Here is a 17034-nt window from a genome sequence, read left to right on the forward strand (position 1 = left end):
TTATGAAAAACCGGAAGTCGCGCGCACCTGTCTGCATCTTCAAACCTCTGTTTCATGTTTTTTACTCTCGGGTAATTATTCTTGATTCAGTAAAGATAATGCGTATAGTTCTCATTCTCTTTTGTTATTAACTCCCTGTATTACTTCTGGTAAGGATCCCGACAATGAAAAAAACAACATCCGCGCTGGCATTGCTTATTGCTGCGGCGTTAAGCGGTTGTGCGGCGCATACCACGCCAGCCAGCAACGACAGCGTTACGGAAAAAACAGCGCAACCTGCCGTCAGTGATGTGCAACAACGCGCGCTGGCGGATGGGTTATATGAAATGGCGCTTAGCCCGGCAGGGGATGCGTTGTACGTTGCCAGCGCCGAAGGATTTAAAGATGTGCAGGGCGGCGTGGTTTACAAGCTGGATCCAAAAACGCTTAAAACGCTCGGCTTGAGTCATACCGATATGAAAAACTTTGGTATGGCTATCTCGCCGGACGGTAAAACAGTGTATGTCACCAACTCACTGGATGGTGGCCTGAGCGCGCTGAATACCGCTGACGGCAAAGTGAAAAATCGCGTACTGTTCCCGGAACGTAACCCAGAAGGTTTCCCGTATGGTGCGCGCCAGGTGCTGCTGCATAACGGTTTGCTCTATATTGGTGCCGTGGCGGATCCGGCGGTGATTTGGGTGGTTGACGCTGAAACCCTGAAGCTAAAAACCCGCATTAAAAATACGGGCAAATGGATGACCGGACTGCATTATTCAGAAGTGACGCAGCGAATTTATGCAGCTAACGGCGGCGGTGAAATTCTTGTTATCAACCCGCGTAATCAGCGCGTAGAAAAACGCTGGCAACCGCTGGGGGAACAACCTGCGCTGTTGCTGAATATGGCGGAGGACGCACAAACGGGTCGCCTGTTTGTCACCGACAACTCGAAAGCGAAAACTACCCTGGTGCTGGATATCCATACCGGTAAGCTGCTGAAAAAATTGGATGTGGGTGATTCGCTGGCAGTGAAATTTAACGCAAAACGCAACGAAATCTATATTACCCAGCGTGATTCAGGGAAATTGCTCAGCCTGAATGCGACCGATTACAGCGTGAAGAAAAGCTGGGATTTACCACCTAACCCTAACAGCTTGCTGCTCTCGGCGGATGGGCAAACCCTGTTTGTCACCGTGAAACAGAAATTTAATAAAGACCACTCTACATCTGCGCCAGATAACGTGGTACGTATTGACCTGAATAAACAATAACAGCTCGCCTTCTTTCTATTGTTTTTCTCCCGAGCCTCGGTGCGTTGGGCAAGGAAGCCCGGCGTATCCAATCGATTGCGCCTTGCGACAACCAGGTTGAAATGTTAAAAGAAGCCCCTTCAATAAAAACCACACAGGGGAAGGGCGTGAAAAACGCGTCAACTGCATCTGACACCAGCGTGTCTGATGCCGCGTCGACGAACGAGCCGACGCTTCAACGAGGGTTGCAAAACCGCCATATTCAGTTAATTGCGCTGGGCGGCGCAATTGGTACCGGCCTGTTTTTGGGCATTGGCCCGGCTATTCAGATGGCGGGACCTGCGGTGTTACTGGGTTACGGCGTTGCCGGGATCATCGCTTTTTTGATTATGCGTCAACTGGGCGAAATGGTGGTCGAAGAACCCGTTTCCGGATCGTTTGCCCATTTTGCCTATAAATACTGGGGACCGTTCGCGGGTTTTCTGTCCGGCTGGAACTACTGGGTGATGTTTGTGCTGGTCGGCATGGCAGAACTGACAGCGGCAGGGATCTACATGCAGTACTGGTTGCCCGATGTTCCGACCTGGATTTGGGCCGCGGCATTCTTCGTGATCATCAACGCCGTCAATCTGGTCAACGTACGTCTGTATGGCGAAACGGAATTCTGGTTTGCGCTGATTAAAGTACTGGCCATTATCGGCATGATTGGTTTTGGCGTGTGGATGCTGTTTTCCGGTAATGGCGGGGAACATGCAAGCATCGATAACCTTTGGCGTTACAACGGCTTTTTTGCTACCGGCTGGAACGGATTAATTCTGTCGCTGGCAGTGATTATGTTCTCCTTTGGCGGGCTGGAGCTTATCGGGATTACTGCCGCGGAAGCGCAGGATCCACAGAAAAGCATTCCAAAGGCGGTAAACCAGGTGGTGTACCGTATTCTGCTGTTTTATATCGGTTCTCTGGTGGTGCTGTTGGCGCTGTACCCGTGGGTGGAAGTGAAATCCAACAGCAGCCCGTTCGTAATGATTTTCCATAATCTCGACAGCAACGTAGTGGCTTCTGCGCTGAACTTTGTCATCCTGGTGGCTTCGCTGTCGGTGTATAACAGTGGCGTCTACTCTAACAGCCGTATGCTATTTGGTCTCTCGGTTCAGGGTAACGCGCCGAAGTTCTTAACCCGCGTCAGCCGTCGCGGCGTACCGGTGAACTCACTGATCCTTTCCGGTGCTATTACGTCGCTGGTGGTACTCATCAACTATGTGCTGCCGCAAAAGGCCTTTAGCCTGCTGATGGCGCTGGTGGTGGCGACGCTGCTGCTGAACTGGATTATGATCTGCCTGGCACATCTGCGATTCCGGGCGGCGATGCGTCGTAAGGGACGTGACACGCAGTTTAAAGCGCTGCTGTATCCGGCAGGGAACTACCTGTGTATTGCTTTCCTTGGCATGATTCTGGTGCTGATGTGTACGATGGATGAGATGCGCCTGTCAGCTATCCTGCTGCCAGTGTGGATCCTGTTCCTGTTTGTTGCCTTCAAACTGCTGCGTCGTAAGTCCCGCTAAGTTTCTACCGATCTTGTTATTACCGATCCCATCGTCAGGGTGGGATCGGATCCTCACTCAACGTTTATCGTGACCGTTCTCGCAATTTTGCTGCTGCTGACAGGATCTTTATTTTGTAATCGATTACTTTTCTATTGAATCTAATTTGTAATCGATTACTTTTTAAGGGTGGGGCAAAAAATGGTGTCAACAACCGAAAGTAGTGGAAAACAGAGCGTACAGTACCGGCTGCTGGTCCCCCGGCTGTCGCTAATGATGTTCTTACAGTTCTTTATCTGGGGAAGTTGGTCCGTCACGCTGGGGCTGGTGATGAGCCAGCACAACATGTCGCTGTTGATTGGCGATGCGTTCTCAGCCGGGCCCATTGCCTCTATTCTGTCGCCATTCGTCTTAGGGATGCTGGTAGACCGCTTTTTTGCCTCGCAAAAGGTGATGGCGGTGATGCACCTTGCTGGCGCGGCAATCCTGTGGTTTGTTCCGCAGGCATTGGTGGCGCAAAACGGTGCACTGTTGATTGGTCTGCTGTTTGGCTACACGTTGTGCTACATGCCAACGCTGGCGCTTACCAACAATATTGCTTTTCATAGCCTGTCGGATAAGGACAAAACCTTCCCGGTGGTGCGGGTGTTTGGCACCATTGGCTGGATTGTCGCGGGGATCTTTATCGGTGTAACCGGAATTTCGGACACCACCGGCATCTTTACGCTGGCGGCGATTATCTCTGTGATTCTGGCGCTCTACAGCCTGACGCTGCCCAACACGCCTGCACCGGCGAAAGGACTGCCGGTGAAAGTTCGTGATCTGTTTTGTGCGGATGCTTTTGCCTTACTCAAGGTCCGTCACTTTTTTGTCTTCTCGCTCTGCGCGACGCTTATCTCTGTACCGTTGGGAACCTATTACGCGTATACCGCGTCGTTTCTTGCTGATGCGGGCGTCGGCGACGTCAGTACGGCGATGTCGTTTGGTCAGATGTCTGAAATATTCTTCATGCTGGTGATCCCGTTCCTGTTCAGACGTTTGGGCGTGAAATACATGCTGTTAATCGGGATGTGCGCCTGGTTCGTGCGCTACGCATTTTTTGCCCTCGGCATCAGCGAAGAGGGGCGATTCCTGCTGTATCTCGGCATTCTGCTGCACGGCGTGTGCTACGACTTCTTCTTCGTGGTCGGCTTTATTTACACCGATCGTATCGCCGGGGAAAAAGTAAAAGGTCAGGCGCAAAGCATGATCGTCATGTTTACCTATGGGATCGGTATGCTGCTGGGCTCGCAAATTTCAGGCGCACTTTACAACCGGCTGGTGGCGGGGCAAACCGTGCCTCAGGCGTGGACCACATTCTGGTGGATCCCGGCAGTCGCTGCCGCAGTGATTGCCCTGATTTTCCTTTTCTCTTTCAAGTATGACGACAAAGAGCAGGCGTAATTTTCAGGAGGGGTTATGAAAACCATCAAGGGGCCTGGCATTTTTCTGGCGCAATTTATTGGGGATCGCCCGCCATTTAACACTCTGGAAGGCGTGGCAAAATGGGCGGCGGAGCTGGGCTATAAGGCATTACAAATCCCGTGTAATCACAAGTCGCTGTTTGATGTCGAACAAGCTGCTGTAAGTCAGGCCTATTGTGATGATATTCGCGGGATGCTGGCCGGATATGGGTTAGTGATTAGCGAATTATCTACCCATCTTGAAGGTCAACTGGTTGCCGTCCATCCGGCTTACGATGACGCTTTTGACGGATTTGCTCCGCCGTCTGTACGCGCTAATCCGCAGGCCAGACAGGCGTGGGCCATCGAAACCTTACACCAGGCCGCTGCGGCTTCGCAAAGACTGGGGCTGACGGCACATGCCACGTTTTCAGGTTCGCTTGCCTGGCCTTTCTTTTATCCGTGGCCACCGCATAATCGTCAGCGCTTTGAAGAGGCTTTTCTGGAGCTGGCGCGCCGCTGGAGACCGATTCTCGATCGCTTTGATCAGCATGGGGTGGATGTTTGCTTTGAGATCCATCCCGGCGAAGATCTGCACGATGGCGTGACGTTCGAGCGTTTTCTTGCGCTGGTTGATAATCATCCTCGCTGCAACATTCTCTATGACCCGAGCCATCTGTTATTGCAGCAGATGGATTATCTTGGGTTTATCGATGTCTATCACTCGCGTATTAAAGCGTTCCACGTCAAGGACGCTGAGTACCATGCCAGTAGCCGCAGCGGTGTCTATGGCGGTTATCAGCCGTGGCTCGATCGCGCCGGGCGCTTCCGTTCTTTGGGGGACGGGCAGGTCGATTTCAAAACGATCTTCAGCAAGCTCACACAATATGATTTCCCTGGCTGGGCGGTGCTGGAATGGGAGTGTTGCCTGAAAGACGCGCAAACCGGGGCGCGTGAGGGGAGTGATTTTATACGCCGCCATATTATTCCGGTTTCTGCACGTGCATTTGATGATTTCGCCGCTGGCGATGAGGTACGCAAATGATACAGGTTGGCATTATTGGCAGCGGATTTATTGGGCCTGCACATATTGAGGCGTTGCGTCGACTCGGCGGTGTGAACGTGGTGGCGCTCTGTGATAGCTCGCTGGCGGTTGCCCAGGAACGCGCAGATGCTCTTCATATTCCTCATGCGTACGGCAGCGTTGAAGCGCTGCTGGCGCATCCCGGACTGCAGGTAGTGCATAACTGTACACCGAATCATCTGCATGCCGACATCAATCGGCAGATTTTACGCGCGGGTATGCACGTGTTTTCAGAAAAGCCGCTGTGTATGACGCCGGATGAGGCTCGTGAACTGGAAACGCTGGCACAGCAGGCTGGAGTGGTGCACGGCGTGAGCTTTGTCTATCGCCAGTTTGCAATGGTGCAGCAGGCGGCCAGTATGGTCAGAAGCGGCAGCGTGGGCAGTCTGTTTGCCGTACAGGGGAGCTACCTGCAGGACTGGATGCTGCTGGAGACTGACTACAACTGGCGGGTCGACGCCGCACAGGGCGGCGATTCACGGGCGGTAGCGGATATCGGTTCGCACTGGTGTGATACGGTGCAATTCGTGACTGGAAAACGTATTGTCGAGGTGATGGCCGATTTGGCTATCGTCTGGCCGGTACGTAAAGCCAGCATTGCCAGTAACGCTACGTTTGGCCAGCAAACGGCTGATGTGCAATTTGAGGATAAAGCGGTTACGACGGAAGATCGTGGATCGGTGCTGGTACGTTTTGATGATGGCAGCAAAGGCTGCTTTAGCGTTTCGCAGGTGAGTGCAGGGCGCAAGAATCACCTGAGCTTTGAAATTAACGGTAGCCACTGTTCACTGCACTGGGATCAGGAAACGCCGCAACAGCTTTGGGTTGGGCATCGTCAGCAGGCGAACCAGATCCTGACGGACGACCCTGGATTGATGAATGCTGATGTAGCTGCCAGTGCGCACTTTCCGGGTGGGCATATTGAAGGCTGGCCGGATGCGTTCAAGAATATGATGCAGCAGTTTTATCAGGCGGTGTTGGCAGGCAAAATGCCCGCGACGGCGGAGCGTCGATTTGCGTCTTTTTCTGATGGTGCGGATGTGATGTATATCATTGATGCAATTATAAAAAGCCATCAGCAGCAGCGTTGGATATCAGTACAGCGCTAAACACGCATCCGGTTCGCCAGTCGGCGATTTTATGGTAGCCTCAACGCAAAGCGTAAACCGCAGGATGTGTCGTCGTTATGTCTATTCAAAAAATCGCCCAGCTTGCCGGTGTGTCGGTGGCGACGGTATCGCGTGTGCTGAATCACAGTGATACCGTCAAAGCCAAAAATCGCGAGCGCGTGCTACAGGCTATTAAAGAAAGCAATTATCAGCCCAACCTGCTGGCGCGTCAGCTGCGTACGGCACGTAGTTCGATGATTCTGGTGATGGTTTCCAACATCGCCAACCCTTTTTGTGCAGAGGTTGTTAAAGGCATTGAAGAGGAGGCGGAGAAGAATGGCTATCGCATTTTACTGTGTAATTCCGGCTCGGATACAGCCCGCTCAAAATCAGCGTTGAAGCTCCTGTCGGGGAAAATCGTCGATGGCATTATCACCATGGATGCATTCTCCAAATTACCGGAACTGACTACGCTGATTGGCGATGCGCCCTGGGTTCAGTGCGCGGAATATGCTGACAAAGGCGCGGTTTCCTGCGTGGGGATTAACGATGTTGACGCCGCACAGTCGGTAATATCTCACCTGGTGGATAAGGGCTACCGACGAATTGCCTTAATCAATCATGACCTGAGTTATAAATATGCTCGTTTGCGCGAACGCGGCTATAAAGCGGCGCTGCATGCGCTGTCGCTTGAATATCAGGCTGTGGAATATGCCAGTGAATTAAGTTCCAGTGCAGGAATTGCGGCGATGAAAACACTACTTGCCGCAGAGGTGAAACCCGACGCGGTGTTTGCCGTATCGGACACGCTAGCCGCTGGTGCGATGCGCGCTATTTTCGATGCCGGATTACAGATCCCGCAGGATATCGCCGTTGTTGGTTTCGACGGTACGGAACTGGCAGAAATGGTTTCTCCACAGCTTTCGACCATTGAGCAGCCCTCACGGGATATAGGCCGCAAAGCGGTAGGATTATTGCTGAATAAAATAGAAAATCCTGACGCGCAGACGGAAAGGGTGATGATGGACTGGCGCTATATTTCACGCGCCAGTACCTGAGCTTTATCGCTGAAACGCGCCAGACAGCGCACGAATATCGTTTCCGGTAGGCGACTGATGAATGCGCAAGCCAAACTCTTCGACTACGGCAAATATATGGTCGAAGATATCAGCCTGAATACTTTCATATTCAAGCCAGACCACCGTATTGGTAAAGGCATAAATTTCAATCGGTAAACCATGATCGTCTGGCGCAAGCTGGCGCACCATTAACGTCATATCTTTGCGAATACGCGGATGATGACGCAAATACTCGTTCAGATAAGCGCGGAAGGTACCAATATTGGTCATCCGGCGGTGATTCAATACCGATTCAGGCGCATCTAATTGCTGATTCCACTCGCTGATTTCCTGGTTACGTGTGGTTAAATACGGTTTCAGCAGGTGGGCTTTATGCAGCCGCTGACGTTCATCCTCATCAAGAAAATGGATGCTGGTGGCATCAATGCTGATGCTGCGTTTAATTCTCCGACCGCCTGAAGCCGACATTCCGCTCCAGTTTTTAAAAGAGTCTGATACCAGGGACCAGGTGGGGATCGTGGTGATGGTGTTATCCCAGTTGCGCACTTTGACGGTGGTTAAGCCAATATCAATGACCGCGCCATCGGCACCGTATTTCGGCATTTCGAGCCAGTCGCCAAGCTTTAACATATCGTTGGCGGAGAGCTGTATTCCGGCCACCAGACCGAGAATAGGGTCTTTAAACACCAGCATTAGCACGGCGGCCATTGCACCCAAACCGCTTATCAGTATTGCCGGTGACTGGCCAATCAGCAGGGAAATCATCAATATTCCGACGAGGATTGCGCTGATTAGCTTGATGCCCTGAAATATGCCTTTTAGCGGCAATTGCGACGCAGCAGGGAGTTTTTGCGACAGATTGAGAATAACGTCCAGCAGAGAAAACAGTGACAGCAGGGCGTACATCATGATCCACAGCTGTGCGCAGTTCACCAATATTTCTGCGGCTTCGCTGCCTTTCTGTAGCCAGAGTGCGGCCTGTATATTGACAATGATACCCTGCAGGGTGAATGCCAGCCGGTGAAATAACTTGTTCTGCGTGATGATTTGTAGCCACAGGCGGGAGCTGGCGTTGGCGCGCTTTTCAAATGCGCGTAATACCACCCAGTGCAAAATAACGTGAACAATAATGGCGGTGATAAAAATAATGCCAAAAATCATCACCAGCGAGGTGGTGTGATTTATTTCAATGCCGAGTTCTTCTACCTGAGATATCAATTCCTGCATAATGTCTCCTTAATAAACAGCGGTCTATGATGACCGCTGTGCGGAGCTTATGCAAATGCGGAGGATTAGACTTCCGTCAGCGTCGTTTCCAGCGGTAGACGAGATTTCGGCAGCGCGGCGTTGAAATCTTCTACGCTGTGATGACCCACAGGAACCACCACTACGCTGGTGAAACCTTTTTCTTTCAGGCCAAATTCTGCATCCATGACAGCTGAATCAAAGCCTTCGATCGGCACAGCATCCAGGCCCATCGCCGCAACGCCCAGCAGGAAGTTACCGACGTTCAGGTACACCTGTTTTGCCATCCAGTGGTTGTCATCTTTCAGTTCTTTGCGATGCATGTCGGCAAAGAAGGTGCGGCCTTTGTGGTTTGCGGCTTTCGCTTCAGGCGTGGCGAAACGACCATCGCTTTCTTCTTGATCCACCACGCGTTCCAGCCATGCATCATCCATCGCCGTTTTGGCGCAGAACACCACAACGTGGGAAGCATCCAGCATTTTACGTTCGTTGAATACAAAGCCGCCGGCTGCGGATTTAGCCACACGCGCCTTACCTTCGTCAGTGCTGGCGACAATAAAGTGCCATGGCTGAGAGTTGGTGCTGGACGGGCTAAACTGCAGCAGCGTTTTTAATTTTTCGGCCTGCTCAGCGGTCAGTTTTTTATTCGGATCAAATGCCTTAGTGGAGTAACGTTTTAAGGCGACAGAAACAATATCCATAACTACTCCTGGTGATTTTCCATACCCTGCGGGTGCGTTTTGTTTCAGCAGGGTACAGGGTTAGCAGGAAAAAGATAAGACAGGAAAATGCAAAAACACTTATCGGGGTTAGCGATAAATCAACCTGGACGCAGGCGTTTTTGATCCCGCTTCGGCAAGCCGTCGACGACGCGGTGCCAGGAATCATTCACCAGCTCTGCCAGTAATGACTCGGTAATATCGTCACCAGGATAGACCGAGATCCAGTGCTTTTTATTCATGTGATAGCCGGGCTTAATGCTGGGGTAGATCTGCTGGTTTAACAGTGATTTTTGCGGATCGGATTTCAGGTTAATAAGCGGCCGTCCGCGAAGCTCCGTGACCAGCATAAAAATTTTACCGCCAACCTTGAAGACATCGTATTCCGGGCCGAAAGGCCAGCAGTGTTCGGTAAAAGGCAATTCAAGCGCAAGGCGTTTCGCACAGGCAGGTAGGGTCTGGCCGTCCATTATTGTTCCTCGCGGGTCAGGGCGCGCCACATGGCTTCAAACCCCATCGAAATATATTCATTTGCGCGGGCAGCGTCGCGGGCGGCGAACTCCATGGTGGTTTCTGCCAGAGAAAGGAATAGCGCGTCGCCAAAGGCGCGATATTCGTCAGACATAAACTCGGGTCGTACGGAACGATGACAAAGATCGCGCAGTTCCGGGAACATATCGTCAGCCTGTTGTTCGGTTTCTTTGCTTATTTTCTCGCTGACGGCCAACTGACGAATCGTGCGATGCCCGCAGGTGTGGTTCAGGCCCCAGCTAATGTAGCTGTTCCAGATGTAGTGAGTCATGGTTTTGGCATCGGTCACTGAACGATCCAGGTTTGCCATCATCGACTGACAAAGGTCTTGCTTCAAAAAGAGGTAAAGCTCGTTGATCAAATCATCTTTGGTCGCGAAATAGCGAAACAACGTTCCCTCCGCAACCCCTGCATTACGGGCTATCACGGCGGTCGAAGCCGCAACACCTGATTGTGCAAATGCTGTGGTTGCAGCTTCCAGTAATGCCAGTTTTTTGTCTTCACTCTTCGGACGAGCCACTACACTTTACCCTTAAGTCTGTAAAAAACATGATTGAATCACGGCGTTTGCTGCGCCGCAACGGCGAATGTCAAAGATTGAAAATCATCTTGACGGAGAACTTTCGATTTCTATAATGAGTGCTTACTCACTCATAATCAAGAGTCAGTCGCGCAAACCAGCGGAAAGGGGGCGCGTTTAAGGTCAGGATATGAAGCGTCTCACAGTTTGTGTGGTTGTTATTATGCTTATTGCTGCAGCTGCAAGTTTACCGTTTGTACTCAATGCCGGGTTTGGTCAGGCGCCGCAAGGGGCACAACTAAGTCAGGTTGAACAGTCACCGCACTATCGTGATGGACAGTTTCATAACCAGGTGCCGACACCGGGCTATACCGGCAACAAAGGCATGCTGGCGGCCTGGTGGGAGTTTCTGGTCGCTAAGCGTGAAAATGCACGACCAGCACAACCGTTACCTATGGTCGCGACCGATCTCGCCGGGCTTTCGCCGCAGCAGGATACCCTGGTCTGGCTGGGCCATTCTTCGTGGTATTTACAGCTGGCGGGTCAGCGTATCCTGATTGATCCGGTTTTCAGCAATTATGCCGCACCGTTCTCGTTCCTGAACAAGGCCTTTGCCGGTGATTATCCGTGGACCGCACAGACGATGCCGGAGATAGACCTGCTCATCATCTCGCACGATCACTATGACCATCTGGATCTCGCCACTATCAAGGCGCTAATGCCGAAAATTAAGCGGGTGATTACGCCGCTCGGCGTGGGATCGCATTTGCGTTACTGGGGGATGCGCAGCGAGATAATCGAAGAACGGGACTGGAATCAGTCCGTCAGAGTGACGGATTCTCTGATCGTTCATGTGCTGCCTGCTCGTCATTTCTCGGGACGTGGTATCAAACGCAACCAAACGCTATGGGCGAGCTTCATGTTCGAAACGCCGGAGCAGAACGTTTATTACAGCGGCGATTCCGGCTATGGACCGCATTTTAAAGCCATCGGCGAGCAATTTGGCTCTGTCGATTTGGCGATTATGGAGAACGGTCAGTATGACCAGGACTGGAAGTTTATTCACATGATGCCGGAAGAAACGGCGCAGGCTGCGGCAGATCTGCATGCGAAAGCCGTGTTGCCAGGGCATGCCGGCCGTTTCGTTCTGGCGAAACATACCTGGGATGATCCTTACAAACGACTGGCGCTTGCCAGCCGTCATCAGGATTACCGACTGCTGACGCCAATGCTGGGTGAACCGGTAATACTGTCCGAACCGGACCAACCGTTTACGGCCTGGTGGCAACAGGTGACTCAATGAATACAGGGGAGAGCATGATGACGATTTCTGCTCAGGTAATTGATACGATTGTTGAATGGATTGATGATAATTTGAATCAGCCATTGCGCATTGATGATATTGCACGCCATGCGGGATATTCCAAATGGCACCTGCAGCGTCTTTTTATGCAGTACAAAGGCGAAAGTCTTGGGCGTTACATCCGCGAGCGCAAGCTGCTGCTGGCGGCGCGCGATCTACGCGATACCGACCAGAAAGTGTACGACATCTGTTTGAAATACGGATTCGATTCGCAGCAGACCTTTACGCGTATTTTCACCCGTACGTTCAGCCAGCCGCCGGGAGCTTATCGCAAAGAAAATCATAGCCGAACGCATTAACAGCAGAGGGTTCTCGCGGGCCTAATCCGCCAGCGAGAACCAGCGCCGCCAGATGAAGCGCAGCACCAAATATTCAATCACGCCCAGCAGTAAAAACCACAGGCAAAACAGTAAAGTATAAAACTGATTGAGATCCATCAGATGAAAAATGGCGACGAGTTTTTGTGCCAGCATCAGGCCAAGTGAGGGGGCAGGTAGCAGCAGGCAAGACAAAAAAGCCAGTAGCAGGATCCCTGCGACAGTCATCAGTGATTCAAGCGGGTGTTTCATGACATTGTTAAACTTGAGTTAAAAAGCTATTGTCCGGGATCTCAGCGGGCAACGCAAATTCCCACGCTTACAACCCCGCCCAAATCTCACAATGTTTTTTCACCAGACCACTTAGTGACCCGCCTTCGGCGACAAAATCACGCATGTTTTGTGCTTCATCATGACCATTTTTAACCTGCAGATGTATAGCTTCAATCGCGCTGGTTGCGCCTACTTTATCTGCAGAGGTAGCGATATTCTCCAGGAGTCGCAATGTGTCTTCTGACAGGCGGCAACCGTCGCCGGTATTGACGTCGGTGACGATTCCCGCCATACCAAAGCGACAGGCCTGAAAACGATTGAATTTATACAACAGGTAATCACGCTCCTGGTGCTTGAATGGACGTTTGGTGAGTAACCAGTGGGCGGTAGCCTGAATAAGTCCTGCCATATTGACCGCATGATCAAGGGTCAGCGGCGTATCCATGACCCGAACCTCTACCGTGCCAAAGTGCGGGCTGGGGCGGATATCCCAGTGTAAATCTTTAATGCTATCAATCATGCTGGTGTAAGCCAGTCGACGGAATAGCCCCTCGAATTCTTGCCAGTTATTCACCCATGGCATCGGGCCATTATCGGGAAATCCGGAGAATATATTCAGTCGCGCGCAGGCAAACCGCGTGTCGGAGGTCTGCATATAAGGTGAGGCGGCCGAGAGCGCAATAAAATGGGGAACAAATCGCGACAGGCCGTGTAGCAGGTAAATGGCATCATCGCCGTTTGCGCAGCCGATATGCACATGCTGGCCGAATACCGTCGCCTGCTGGATAAGATAGCCAAAATTTTCCAGGTTGCGCCGATAGCGTTCGTCATCGCAGACTTCCTGACGTTGCCATTTTTGAAATGGATGTGTGCCGCCGCCACAAATGGCGAGGTGATGCTCTGCAGCAACTCGCATAATTATCTGCTGCATAGCGGACAATTCAGCATCAGCCTGGTCGATATTTCGGCAAACTCCGGTCGCCATCTCCAGCATACTTTCGGTGATATCGTGCTTCACTTCTCCGGCGGTGAGCTGCGGTTTTACGGCATCAATCAGCCGGGAAGAATCCTGGCTCAGGTCGTAGCCTGGCGGATTGACCACCTGCATTTCCAGTTCAATGCCTAACGTAAAAGGGTCGGAAACATGAAAATCGGGTAGTGGCATAAGGCTCTCTTCCGCGTTGATTTTTAATCAGTATAGAAGGACTGCTGATTTTCTGTTTGTTGTCAAAATCGCCCTGGTGACGCTTTGAAGGTGTAATGGCCGGTGTTATAACTATTTTTTTCTTCGCAACTGGGGTTGAATCGTGCCGGAAATAAATCTTTATGGGCAGACCGTCGGCGATGTCGTGCCGGACTGGAATGGCGCTGCCGTACTGCCACGGGAAACGCTGATAGGGCAATATTGTCGACTGGTTCCCCTGGATGCCGACAGCCATGCCGCCGATCTGTTTGATGCCTACGCGCAGGCGCCGGACGATCGCGACTGGACCTGGCTTGCAAGCTCTCGCCCCACAAGCGTCGAGGCCGCAGCTTGCTGGGTGCAGGGGAAAGTTACTGATGCATCTCTGGTTCCCTATGCCGTCATTGAACAGCGTTCAGGACGAGCTGTCGGACTGGTGTGCTTTATGGCGATTGAACGAGAGCACGGTTCGGTCGAAATTGGTCATGTGACCTGGTCACCGCGTATGAAAAATACGGTTCTCGGCACCGAAAGCATCTGGCTGCTGTTACGCCAGGCATTTGCGTTGGGCTATCGTCGCGTGGAGTGGAAATGCGATTCTCTGAACACCGCTTCTCGACGGGCAGCGGAACGCCTTGGGTTTATCTTCGAAGGTCGCTTTCGCCAGAAGATTGTGCGCAAGGGGCGTAATCGCGACAGCGACTGGTTATCAATGATTGATAGCGAATGGCCCCAGTGTGACGCCGTGTTACAGCGCTGGTTGGCCACGGAGAACTTTGATGAAAACGGACAGCAACGCCAGTCGATGGCAGAGTGCTTTTCCTGTGAGACTGCCAACGTTGAGACTGTGCAGACGCAACAGCAAGGTTATCAACAGCGCTGGCAACAGGAACACGGCTCGCTGACGCAAACACCGCCTGCGCTTCTGGCTGATTTACTCGCAGCACAACCTCGCAATCCCAACCTTTGCTACGACACGCTCAGCTCAAGAGCAGGGTTAGCAGCACTGACAAAAGCAAATGTGTCCACCTCAGAACCGATGGCGGCAATTATCAATACGGAAGTGGATACCGGAGAGCGTCGCATCCCGGTACGGATTTATCGCCCGGCACTGACCGGAGAGCCGAAGGTGGTGGTGTTTATCCATGGCGGTGGGCATCTGAGCGGTTCGGTGGACGTGTATGACCCGGTTGCCCGTCATCTGGCGATGGCGACAGGGAATATCGTTGTGTCGGTTGATTATCGACTTGCGCCAGAAAACCCGTATCCGGCTGGTCTTTCTGATGCTAAAGCCGTAACAGAAAACGTCTGGTCGCTGCTCGACAGTCAGCATATTCCTTACACTCGCCAACTCACGCTTATCGGCGACAGCGGTGGCGGCGCATTTAGCGCGACGCTGGCGGCCTACTTTTCCCGCGAGCAGCCAGGATTTATTCATCGACTGGTGCTGATTTATCCGAGCCTGGACTACACGCTGAACTGGCCATCGGTGCAGGAGAACGGTACCGGAAAGCTACTGGATGAAAGCAAAATACGCTGGTATTTTCAGCAATATTTTCGCAATGAAGAAGATCGTAAACAGACGTCTCCGCTTTACCTGCCGTTGAGCCAGGATTTTCCACCCACTCTGGTAGTCAGTGGTGGGTTGGATCCTTTACGGGATGAGAATTTTGCTTTTGTCGCCAGACTGCAAGCTGAGGGGATACCCGTACAGCATGTTCACTTTCCTGGGATGACGCATGCTTATCTGATGCTGGAGGACAAAGTCCTGCAGGAAGCAAAAGCCACCTATCTGGCGATTGGTGACTTTGTTCGCGATTAGCGCCCGCACTCAGTCGTGGCTGCGGGCGGATTTATCATGATTGCTGACTCGCTAAGGTGTTTGCCAACGCGTACGCTCAACGGCGCTTTGCCACTCGTGCCAGCGTTTTTGCAATCGACCGTGACGCTCTGCGTTTGGCTGAAATGATATGTGGTCGGGCAAAAAATGGCGTAGCTGAGCGGTTTCTGTACCGAGCAGCGCCTTGCGTGCCAGCAGCCCGGCGCCAATGGCTGAAAGCTCGGGAATGTCGCTGCGCATCACCGGGCAACCCAGCAGATCGGACTGGTACTGCATCAGCCAATCATTTTTTGTTGGCCCGCCATCAACCATCAGCGCGCTGAGGCTGAAACCGCTGTGCTGGTGCATCGCTTGCACCACATCGGCAATTTGATAGGTAATAGACTCCAGCGCGGCGCGCACCAGATGCGCGCGTTTCACGCCGCGGCTGAGGCCATGAATTAACCCCCGGGCGCTTTCATCCCACCAGGGTGCGCCCAGCCCGGTAAGTGCCGGAACAAAATAGACGCCCAGCGTCGAGTTGACCGTGGCGGGCAGAGTATTGAGTTCATGTAACAGTTGCTCCTCCGGCAGTTCGCTTAAGCCGGTACTGTCGGCCATCCAGGCCACAGCATCGCCGGTATGGGGAATATTGCCTTCCAGACCATAGACCCGGGTATCGCCATCATGCCAGGCAATAGTTGTTGCCAGCGCATTCACCGCAGACTGCGTTGAAGATACCGGAGCCATCACCGATGAGCCGGTGCCATAGGTCGCTTTAACACAACCTTCAGCACCTAGCCCGTGGGCAAAGAGCGCGGCATGAGAATCGCCAATCATCGCCAGAATGGGGATCCCATCGGGGATGGTCGCCAGACCTTTCGTCACGCCAAAATGATGACTGGAAGGGCAAACTTCTGGCAGCGCCTGTTGCGGGATACCAAACAGCGCCAGCATCTCGCTATCCCATTGGCCGCTATGTAGATTGAGCAACTGCGTGCGCGAAGCGTTGGAGGCGTCACAACGAAACGCCGCACCGCCGGTAAGATTCCACAGTAACCAGCTATCGATAGTGCCGAGGCAAATTTCGCCTTGCTGCGCGAGCGCCATGCCGTTGGGGACGGACTCCAGAAGCCAGCGCATTTTAGAGGCGGAAAAGAGCGGGGCGACGGGCAATCCGGTGATGGATTTTATTTTCGCCTCATGACCTTGCTCGCGCAACGCCCGGCAAAAGTCAGCCGTGCGCGAGCATTGCCAGGTAATGGCGGGGCCGAGCGGACGCCCGCTTGCGCGATACCAGCCGATTGCCGTTTCTCGCTGATTACTGATCGCCAGCGCCGCCACCCGCTGCGTACCTACGGCGGCAACTGCTTGCGCCATTACAGCCAGAGAGGCCTCCAGCAGCGCGTCGCCGGACTGTTCAACCCAGCCTTCGCGAGGCGTGTGGATCGCCAGCGCGCGGGAGAACTTCGCGACCACATTTCCCCGACCGTCCAGCGCAACGGCTTTGGCATTGGTGGTGCCTTCATCAAGCGCAATAATAATGTCTTTCGTTGCTGACATCGTTTTCTCCAGCCTCT

Annotated in this window: 15 protein-coding genes and 2 pseudogenes; 10 read left to right on the forward strand and 7 right to left on the reverse strand. The window is 52.7% G+C overall.

Annotation, left to right across the window (positions count from 1 at the left end; genetic code table 11):
• Positions 1-164 precede the first annotated feature (164 nt).
• From OGY09_RS24325 to OGY09_RS24350, 6 genes are all read left to right on the forward strand, one after another.
• The gene (locus tag OGY09_RS24325; RefSeq protein ID WP_032942622.1) at positions 165-1250 is read left to right on the forward strand and encodes a YncE family protein; all 1086 of its coding nucleotides are present in this window, start codon (positions 165-167) and stop codon (positions 1248-1250) included.
• A gap of 146 nt (positions 1251-1396) precedes the next feature.
• Positions 1397-2791: a phenylalanine transporter gene (gene pheP, locus OGY09_RS24330; protein ID WP_008784036.1), complete on the forward strand. Its 1395-nt coding sequence runs from the start codon at positions 1397-1399 to the stop codon at positions 2789-2791.
• Between the two features lie 180 nt (positions 2792-2971).
• A complete protein-coding gene (locus OGY09_RS24335; protein WP_032942623.1) occupies positions 2972-4213 on the forward strand; it encodes an MFS transporter in 1242 nt (413 codons plus the stop codon).
• A 15-nt stretch (positions 4214-4228) separates the two neighbouring features.
• Positions 4229-5257 (forward strand): sugar phosphate isomerase/epimerase family protein, encoded by a 1029-nt coding sequence (locus OGY09_RS24340; protein WP_032942624.1) that lies wholly within the window; start codon positions 4229-4231, stop codon positions 5255-5257.
• Positions 5254-6405, forward strand: a complete 1152-nt coding sequence (locus OGY09_RS24345) for a Gfo/Idh/MocA family protein (protein WP_111465954.1) — start codon at positions 5254-5256, stop codon at positions 6403-6405. Before OGY09_RS24340 ends, OGY09_RS24345 begins: the two co-directional genes overlap by 4 nt.
• 77 nt (positions 6406-6482) lie before the next feature.
• A complete protein-coding gene (locus tag OGY09_RS24350; RefSeq protein ID WP_003831159.1) occupies positions 6483-7463 on the forward strand; it encodes a LacI family DNA-binding transcriptional regulator in 981 nt (326 codons plus the stop codon).
• A 3-nt stretch (positions 7464-7466) separates the two neighbouring features.
• On the opposite strand, the gene OGY09_RS24355 is transcribed toward OGY09_RS24350, so the two are convergent.
• The 4 genes from OGY09_RS24355 to OGY09_RS24370 all read right to left on the reverse strand — a co-directional run bounded on the left by OGY09_RS24355 (position 7467) and on the right by OGY09_RS24370 (position 10499).
• Positions 7467-8711: a mechanosensitive ion channel family protein gene (locus tag OGY09_RS24355; RefSeq protein ID WP_032942630.1), complete on the reverse strand. Its 1245-nt coding sequence runs from the start codon at positions 8709-8711 to the stop codon at positions 7467-7469.
• 65 nt (positions 8712-8776) lie between these two features.
• A complete protein-coding gene (gene nfsB / locus OGY09_RS24360) occupies positions 8777-9430 on the reverse strand; it encodes an oxygen-insensitive NAD(P)H nitroreductase (protein WP_003831162.1) in 654 nt (217 codons plus the stop codon).
• 119 nt (positions 9431-9549) lie between these two features.
• Positions 9550-9918, reverse strand: coding sequence for an MmcQ/YjbR family DNA-binding protein (locus OGY09_RS24365; RefSeq protein ID WP_008784040.1), 369 nt, complete (start codon positions 9916-9918; stop codon positions 9550-9552).
• Positions 9918-10499, reverse strand: a complete 582-nt coding sequence (locus OGY09_RS24370; RefSeq protein ID WP_032942632.1) for a TetR/AcrR family transcriptional regulator — start codon at positions 10497-10499, stop codon at positions 9918-9920. The genes OGY09_RS24365 and OGY09_RS24370 overlap by 1 nt, the downstream gene beginning before the upstream one ends.
• 190 nt (positions 10500-10689) lie before the next feature.
• Between OGY09_RS24370 and OGY09_RS24375 the strand changes: the two genes are divergently transcribed.
• Positions 10690-11802 carry an MBL fold metallo-hydrolase gene (locus OGY09_RS24375; protein ID WP_008784042.1) on the forward strand — a complete coding sequence of 371 codons (1113 nt, stop codon included), beginning with the start codon at positions 10690-10692 and terminating at the stop codon, positions 11800-11802.
• 17 nt (positions 11803-11819) lie between these two features.
• Entirely contained in the window at positions 11820-12161 is a 342-nt protein-coding gene (locus tag OGY09_RS24380) for a RamA family antibiotic efflux transcriptional regulator (RefSeq protein WP_003021996.1), read from the forward strand.
• A 21-nt stretch (positions 12162-12182) separates the two neighbouring features.
• Here the strand turns inward: OGY09_RS24380 and OGY09_RS24385 are convergent, their stop codons facing one another.
• On the reverse strand, positions 12183-12431 hold the full coding sequence (locus OGY09_RS24385; protein WP_032942634.1) for a DUF1158 domain-containing protein: 249 nt from the start codon (positions 12429-12431) through the stop codon (positions 12183-12185).
• Positions 12432-12498: 67 nt separating this feature from the next.
• Positions 12499-13617: a YbdK family carboxylate-amine ligase gene (locus OGY09_RS24390; RefSeq protein ID WP_008784045.1), complete on the reverse strand. Its 1119-nt coding sequence runs from the start codon at positions 13615-13617 to the stop codon at positions 12499-12501.
• A gap of 142 nt (positions 13618-13759) precedes the next feature.
• Here OGY09_RS24390 and OGY09_RS24395 point away from each other — a divergent pair.
• Both OGY09_RS24395 and OGY09_RS24400 read left to right on the forward strand, forming a co-directional pair.
• Positions 13760-14449 (forward strand): annotated as a pseudogene (locus OGY09_RS24395) (GNAT family N-acetyltransferase); the annotation flags it as partial.
• 294 nt (positions 14450-14743) lie between these two features.
• A pseudogene (locus OGY09_RS24400) lies at positions 14744-15457 on the forward strand (alpha/beta hydrolase); the annotation flags it as partial.
• A gap of 51 nt (positions 15458-15508) precedes the next feature.
• Here the strand turns inward: OGY09_RS24400 and OGY09_RS24405 are convergent.
• On the reverse strand, positions 15509-17017 hold the full coding sequence (locus OGY09_RS24405; protein WP_150388334.1) for an FGGY family carbohydrate kinase: 1509 nt from the start codon (positions 17015-17017) through the stop codon (positions 15509-15511).
• Between the last annotated feature and the right edge of the window lie 17 nt (positions 17018-17034).

Origin of the sequence: Citrobacter sp. Cpo071, assembly GCF_030332765.1 — a bacterium.
GTDB classification, from domain to species: Bacteria; Pseudomonadota; Gammaproteobacteria; order Enterobacterales; family Enterobacteriaceae; genus Citrobacter; species Citrobacter portucalensis.